This window comes from Hyphomonas sp. (assembly GCF_041689225.1).
Lineage (GTDB): Bacteria > Pseudomonadota > Alphaproteobacteria > Caulobacterales > Hyphomonadaceae > Hyphomonas.
The window spans coordinates 119646-127005 of sequence record NZ_JBDNGN010000116.1 but is presented as its reverse complement, the minus strand read 5'-3'; the positions used below and the strand labels follow the sequence as shown (position 1 = coordinate 127005).

4 protein-coding genes are annotated in these 7360 nt (G+C 60.7%); 3 read left to right on the top strand and 1 reads right to left on the bottom strand.

Going from position 1 to position 7360, the window contains the following annotated elements:
• The coding region (locus ACESNB_RS11610; RefSeq protein ID WP_373007440.1) for an alpha/beta hydrolase fold domain-containing protein at window positions 1–217 on the top strand (217 nt) is incomplete at its 5' end.
• A 191-nt stretch (window positions 218–408) separates the two neighbouring features.
• Window positions 409–2763, top strand: a complete 2355-nt coding sequence (locus ACESNB_RS11605; protein WP_373007438.1) for a TonB-dependent receptor — start codon at window positions 409–411, stop codon at window positions 2761–2763.
• Window positions 2764–2843: 80 nt separating this feature from the next.
• On the opposite strand, the gene ACESNB_RS11600 is transcribed toward ACESNB_RS11605, so the two are convergent.
• Window positions 2844–5711, bottom strand: coding sequence for a TonB-dependent receptor domain-containing protein (locus ACESNB_RS11600; protein ID WP_373007436.1), 2868 nt, complete (start codon window positions 5709–5711; stop codon window positions 2844–2846).
• A 194-nt stretch (window positions 5712–5905) separates the two neighbouring features.
• Between ACESNB_RS11600 and ACESNB_RS11595 the strand changes: the two genes are divergently transcribed.
• Window positions 5906–7318: a protein adenylyltransferase SelO family protein gene (locus ACESNB_RS11595; RefSeq protein ID WP_373007434.1), complete on the top strand. Its 1413-nt coding sequence runs from the start codon at window positions 5906–5908 to the stop codon at window positions 7316–7318.
• Window positions 7319–7360 lie beyond the last annotated feature (42 nt).

The window sequence follows — 7360 nt, the reverse complement described above, 5'->3', positions numbered from 1 at the left end:
GCCGCCGGCCCACTTCGTCCTGTGCGGCTGGGATCCGCTCAAGGATGAGGGCCTCGCCTATGCCGACAAGATGGCCAGTTTCGGCGTCCGCGTAACCGTGCGCGAGCACCCCGGCATGGTCCACGGCTTCATGAACATGACGGCCCTGTCAGACACCGTTCGGCTGGCAATCCGGGATGCCGGCCACGTCGTCGGCAAGGCGCTGGGCGCGGTCTGAACCGCCTTCGGTAAGCCTTGGGTAACCCTCCGTTGCATTTTTGAGACGGTCGCCGGCAATCAGTCCCGGAGTGTCCGAAATGGCTTTCTCCAAAGGGCGGTTACGCCATATGGAGCGATAACGCCCCCCCTTCTCCTCCCAGAGCCTTCGGGGCGCCTACGAGAACTTGTATAATCCAGAGGAAACACAGAATGAAATTGAAGAGCATGCTGGCTTTGTCAGCATCCGCGCTCGTGTTCGCCACAAGCGCAGCCATCGCCCAGGAACAGGAAGCCGCACCAGAGCGTGAAAACGCCATTGCCCGCGTCCTTGGAACCGTCACCGTCACCGCCACCAAGAAAGCCAATGTCGAGAACGTGCAGGACGTGCCCGTCGCCGTTACGGCGTTCAACAGCGACACGCTCGACGCGCTCAAAGTCAACGACCTTCAGAGCTTGAGCTACTCCACACCGAACGTATCGCTCGAAGATGTCGGCACGTCGAAAGGCGTCGCGAACTTCTCCATTCGTGGTCTCGGCATCAACTCATCGATCCCGTCGGTTGACCCGACCGTCGGCGTGTTCGTCGATGGCGTGTATCTTGGTGTGAACTCGGGCGTCGTGCTTGACCTGTTCGATCTCGACAGCGTCGAAATCCTGCGCGGCCCGCAAGGCCTGCTCTTCGGCCGCAACACGACCGGAGGCGCCGTCCTGATCAACACCGGCAACCCGACCGATGATTTCCGCTACAAGGCACGCGCAACGGTCGAAACCCCGGTCGACGACGATCGCGGCGGCCCGAACACGACCCTTCAGGCCACGGTTTCCGGCCCGCTGGTCGCAGACAAGCTGAACGGCAAGCTGGGCATCTATCATAATTTCGATGACGGCTACTTCAAGAATCTCGCCACCGACGACAATCTCGGCGAGTCCCACACCACGATCCTGCGCGGTGCACTCGAATGGATGCCGACTCCGGACCTCACCTTCCTTGGCAAGGCCGAGACTTTCTCGGTCAGCGCAGATGGCCCCAACGGCCAGAACCGCGGCTTCTACGATCGCGGCAGCTTCGATATCGCCATCAACAATCCGGGCTTCCTGGAGAATGACACCACGTTCGCCACACTCCGCACGGACCTTGATGTCGGTTTCGGCAACGGCACGATCACCAACGTCATCGGTTACCGCGAAGTCGATTCCACGACGAGCGCCGACATCGACGCGACGCCGCTGACCCTGTTCCACTCGGGTTCGGAATTTGCCCAGGAGCAATTCTCCGAAGAGCTGCGCTATTCCGGCACGTTCGACAAGGCAGACGTCACGGTTGGCGGTTTCTACTTCACTCAGGAAGTTGGCTACACTGAACGCCGCGACTTGCCGACAACGCGTCCAGCCACATTCCCCGCCGGTCTCGACTGGGAGTTCAATGGTGGCGGCCGCCAGGATCACACGGTCTACGGCATCTTCGGACAGGTCGACTATGACTTCACCGAAAAACTGACCGGCATCTTCGGCTTGCGCTATGGCTATGAAGAGAAGGACGTGGACGTCACTTATGTGCGCCCTCGCCCGAACTGCTCCGTGGTCAATGCAACCTGCCCGACCACCGGCACCAACCCGTACATTGCAGGAGAGCCAAACGGCTTCTCCGACAAGGACGACTGGAGCGAAGTGACACCCAAGATCGGTGCGCAATACTTCCACACCGACGACACCCAGTTTTACGGCACCTATACCAAGGGCTTCCGTTCGGGTGGCTACAACTTCCGCATCACGAACGCCCTCGCGTTCGAAGCCCTCTTCCCGTCAACGGGTTCGCGCGCCTTTGATGCCGAAAAAGTCGACAGCTTCGAAATCGGCATGAAACACACCACGTCCGACGGTCGCGGCCAGCTCAACGCTGCCGTGTTCCTGAACGACATCAAGGACATGCAACGCGAGCTGAACCTCTCGTCGCCAACGTCCGGTGTCGCCCAGACGATCATCAACACCGCCGATGCCGAAATTCTCGGTCTCGAGCTTGAAGGTCGTTACGCCCTCACCGATTCGTTCCTCGTCACGGCCAATATCGGCCTGATCGACGCAGAGTACACCAAGGTCATCTATGACATCTCAGGTGACGGCGTGGTGGACGGTGCGGATCTGGCCCTCGCCCTGCCCCGCGTGCCGGAAGCCACTTACGGCTTCGCGCTCATTCACGACTACGACATGGCCGACCGTGGCTCGCTCGTATCGCGCCTGACGTTCCAGCATCGTGACAAGAATGCATTCACCGACAACAATTTCGGTTGGATGAGTGCCGCAGACCAGCTGAATGCCAACCTGACCTGGAACACGCCAATGGATGGCGTCTCCGTGTCCCTGTTCGGCAAGAACCTGATCGACGAAGCCATTGCTGGCGGCGACACGCAAGTGCCGTTCGGCGGCACGCTGGCAGGCTTCGCGCCGGGCGGCGTGAGCAACTCGACCGGCGTTGACGTGCCGTTCGCCACCAACCCGTCTGCTGGCACGTTCTCGCCGCTGCAGACTGGTCGGCTTGTCGGTATCGAATTCACGATCAGCCGCTAGGAATTTCGAACATCACTTCCAAAAGGAAAGGGCGGCCCTTGGGGCCGCCCTTTTTATTTGTCTGCAATCTGGAAGCGGGGCTAGTTGCCCGAGCCGCCGAAACGCTTGGTGACGCTGATCTTGAACGTACGACCGAACGGGTTGTGCGTGTAGGGATCATAGTTCACGTCGAAGGCCGCGAATGGCGGATCTTCATCCGTCACGTTGACCACGGAGAGACCGATATCGAGGTCCAGTGGGGTCGACTGCCAATTGTAGAACAGGTCGAACGTCGTCTGGCTGTCAATCTTCTCACCGACACCGCCACGGGCGGCCGCCGGGCGTTCGTCCTTGTAGCTGTCAATGTGGCGCATGACGGCCCGGAAGTTGTGATCCCCGAGGCCATAATTGGCAAAGAGGTTCGCTTTCCATTGCGGCATGGACCGGGTGAAGTTCGACCGGTTGAACTGGCCGACATAGTCACCACCGCCGATGGCCAGACCCTCAACGAAGTAAGGATCAACATCATACTCGATGACGTAGGTGGCATCCGCGCCAATCGCGAACTCGCCGCCATTGCTCATGTCCCAGCTATTCTGCAGACGCAGGTCGAGACCCGACGTCTTGATGTCCGGGCCGTTCGTCACGTTCGTCCGGATACGTGAGATCGAGGCCGCCGTTGGTGCCAACGGATCATTGAACGAAATCCGGGTCAGGATGGCATCATCATCCGTCGTGGCTGAAGCGAGGGCCTTCACAGCCGCGTTCACAATATTCGCCTGCTCTTCCACGATGACCGGATCGGAGAAGTCGAAATTGTAATAGTCGAGCGAGGCAAAGAAGTTGCCCATCTCATAGATGCCACCGAGGTTGAAGCTGAACGCCGACTCAGGCTTCAGGTCCGGGTTGCCAAACGTATCCACCGCCTTGAATGCAGACGCAGGTGCCACGAACTGCAACGACGTGCCAACGCCGCCCAATTGGTTCAGCGTCGGACCTTTGAACGAGGTCTGGGCCGATCCGCGCAGGGCGAAATTGTCGCTGATCGTCCACTTGGCGGCCACTTTAGGATCGAAGGTCGAACCGATGTCGCCACCATAATCCTCGTAGCGAACAGCCGCCTGGATATCGACATTGTCGGCCAGAGGGATCTGCAATTCGCCGAAGACCGCAAAGATCGTCTGGTCTTCATCAGCCGATGTTGTGCCGGCGAGGAACGAGTAGGGGCCTGTGCCGCCCGGTCCGGGAGTCAGGTCGAGGTCGGTCAGGACCGATGGCTCAACCTTGTAGCTTTCCCGGCGAACCTGGACACCGGCAGCCCAGCCGACGCTTCCGCCAGCGGCCTGCACGTTGCTCTGGCCCGAGAAGACGCCGTCAAAGACGAGGAGGTCTGTGTTGGCAATTGTCAGGCTTGGGTCCGTTATCCAATCAGCCAGCGTGACCGAGTTTTCCAAGCCCGAAACATAGTTCGGGTTGGCTGCGCCGGTCACGGCATTGGCTTGGATAGCGTTCGAGAACGGGTTGTAATATTCACACCCGCCGGCACCGGCCGAAAGCGAGCCAGCATAACCACTGACCCAGGGCTGGGTTCCGGTTGCAGGGTCGAAGCCGGTGTTCGGATCGACACAGACACCGAACCCACGCAGGCCTGCCGTCAGGCCAGTGATATAGGTATCATTGGTGGAACGTTCGCTTTCCGTCGCCGAATAGCTGAGGGCCGCGTCATAGTGCACGCCATTGTCGAGATCACCGATATAGGATCCGGACAAACGATAGGTCTCGCTCTTGCGATACCCTTCCTGTGCGCCGCCCGTACCCGGGAAACCACCCCAGCCGAACGAACGGCCGATGAAGAGCGCGCCAACGGACGAGGCCGGGAATGCGCCAGGATTGTCAGCAATATACTGCTGGAAGCCAGGAGCACTCGCAGGCACGAACTGGTTCAACAGTGCCTGTGGCGGATAGGAAGGCGATGTCTTCCAGGTCGGCACGTCTGAAGAAGCATACAATGCTTCAAGGTGAACTTCTGCGCCATTCGACAGGTTTCGGTTGTACTCGGAGAAGATCTGGTAGCGTTCTTCTTCTTCAACCAGGTTGTCGAACTGCGTGAACTGGAAACGGCAGGTGCCGGAAACAATGATGCCACCAACATCTGTACAGCCAGTATCATTCGTGGCGCCTTGAATAGGCGTACCGGCTCCACCGATTGGAACATAATAGCCGGGGTTCGAGAGAGACGACCAGCCACCGACCGGGTTCTCTGCATTCGGCAGGATCGCCCAGTCTTTTTCGATCAGACCGACTTCGCTGCGCTTGTTATAGCCAACTGACGTGACCCAGCTGAAGTTCTGGCCTTGCAGGCCATAGGCAGCCGACATGTCATAGTCGCCATCGGAGCCATCGAACTGGGAGTAGGAGCCACCGACTTCAAACCCGTCGAGGTCGCGGTTGGTGATGAAGTTCACAACGCCCGCAATGGCGTCAGACCCGTACAGCGCAGCCGCGCCGTCTTTCAACACTTCGATCCGGCCAATGGCGGCGGATGGAATATTGTTCGTATCGACGAAGAGCTGAGCCTGCTCACCGATCGAGTAAGGGTGATACGTCTGGCGGTGGCCGTTGATCAGCACCAGGGTGCGTGCAGGGCCAAGGCCGCGCAGGTTGATGTTCGACGTGCCTTCAAGGCCGTTCGAGGCGAACTGGTTGGTCTGGCCGTCCACGCCCGAAGACGGGCCGAGGTTGCGGATCAGTTCCGTGATCGAAGGCCGGCCTTCGAGTTTGAGGTCGGCGGCGGTCAGCACGTCGACAGGAAGGGCAGCGTCTTCAGGCGTGCCCTGGATGAACGAACCGGTCACCGTGACCGTCGTCAGCTTGCGTTCTGATTCGCCGCTGTCCTGCGCATAGACCGGCAGTGCCGTCGTAAGCGCTAGGGCAGACGCCCCCAGCACCAATCGTGTGGATAATCTCATTTGGTTTCCTCCGTTTATACCTGCGGCGTCGCCCGGATTAAGCTTCCGGGTGCTTCCCCCACTTGTCTGCAACCTTAGCCACATGCTGACGTGACGATAGGGCCGACCTATGCTGCACCGCAATATAGCAACACTGCCATGCATTCGCGCAAACCTGTTGCGCTAGTCGCTGAAATCAGGTCAGAAATGAATGGATGTTGCGCAAATCCCCCTCCACTGCCCCGTTTCTTGCGCTGGCAGATCATTTCGCAGATGCGGTAGAACCAGCCCATTTTCCTTCCGAAGTGTTGCGCTTTCGCAACCTTCGCTGGTCAAACGCCGTCGGCCTCGGTGATCTCGACGATACCCAGTGGCTCAGCCACTTTTCGCGATTCGATCCGCTGCCCGGAAACCTCCCCCAACCGCTGGCCATGCGTTATCACGGCCACCAGTTCGGCACGTACAACCCCCAATTGGGAGATGGCCGCGGATTTCTCTACGCACAGGTGCGCGACCGCTCTGGCCGCCTGCTCGACCTCGGCACCAAGGGCTCCGGCCAGACCCCCTGGTCGCGTCAGGGCGACGGGAGGCTGACCCTCAAGGGCGGCGTGCGCGAAATCCTTGCCGCGACCTATCTCGAGACACTCGGCGTGCGCACGTCCAAGGCCTTCAGCCTGGTCGAAACGGGCGAACAGCTGCACCGCAATGACGAGCCCTCGCCCACACGCGGCGCCGTCTTGGTGCGCCTCTCGGAAAGCCATATCCGCTTCGGCACGTTCCAGCGCGCCGCCTACCTGGACGAAACCGAAGGCCTCGCCCGCCTCGTCGATTATTGCGTCGCCGAGTTCCACCCCGGCGCCGATGCCCCCGACATGGCCACAAAGGCCGTCAACCTGCTCGGCCACATCACCCGCGCCACGGCCAGCATGATCGGACAATGGATGGCCGCCGGCTTTGTCCACGGGGTCATGAATACCGACAATTTCAATGTGACCGGCGAGACGTTCGATTTCGGTCCGTGGCGCTTCCTGCCCGTGTCGGACCCGAACTTCACCGCCGCGTATTTCGACGAGCATGGCCTCTACAGCTTCGGCCGCCAGCCGACGCAGGGCGCCTGGGCGCTGCAACAGCTCGCCTCCGCCCTCCTGCCGCTGGCCGATGCCGACGACCTCGCCCGGGGCCTGGCGCCCTATGAAGCCGCCTACCAGAAATCCTTCGCCGCCCACACGCACCTGCTGCTCGGTCTCGACAGCTCCGGCGACCTGCGCACCGACCTTACCTTCCTTCAGGGCATCTATGGCTGGATGACCACCAGCGGTGCCTCCTGGCCGCAGACCTTCTTCGACCTCTATGGCGGCGCCGCCAGCGAGGCGCGCATGAAAACGTCGCCCCAGGCTGCGCTCTACGAGACCGCAGACTTCACCCCCGTGCGCGATGCGCTCGCCGCCCGCGCGCCGACCCATCCTGAGCGTCTATCGCTTCCCTACTTCCAGGCCGCCTCTCCGGTTGTCCTCCTGATAGAGGATGTCGAATCCCTCTGGGCGCCGATTGCCGAGCGCGATGACTGGTCGGCCTTCGACGCCAAGCTGGCCCACCTCGAAGCCGCCCGCACCGTGCTTGCGCCCTGAGCCAATTTGCGGTCCACCCCCCCCTGCCTCTCCCCTCCCACC

Bases quoted from the DNA above. Each gene is read 5' to 3' on its own strand.
- ACESNB_RS11605 (WP_373007438.1), top strand. From the start codon at position 409: ATGAAATTGAAGAGCATGCTGGCTTTGTCAGCATCCGCGCTCGTGTTC.
- ACESNB_RS11595 (WP_373007434.1), top strand. From the start codon at position 5,906: ATGTTGCGCAAATCCCCCTCCACTGCCCCGTTTCTTGCGCTGGCAGAT.
- ACESNB_RS11600 (WP_373007436.1), bottom strand. From the start codon at position 5,711: ATGAGATTATCCACACGATTGGTGCTGGGGGCGTCTGCCCTAGCGCTT.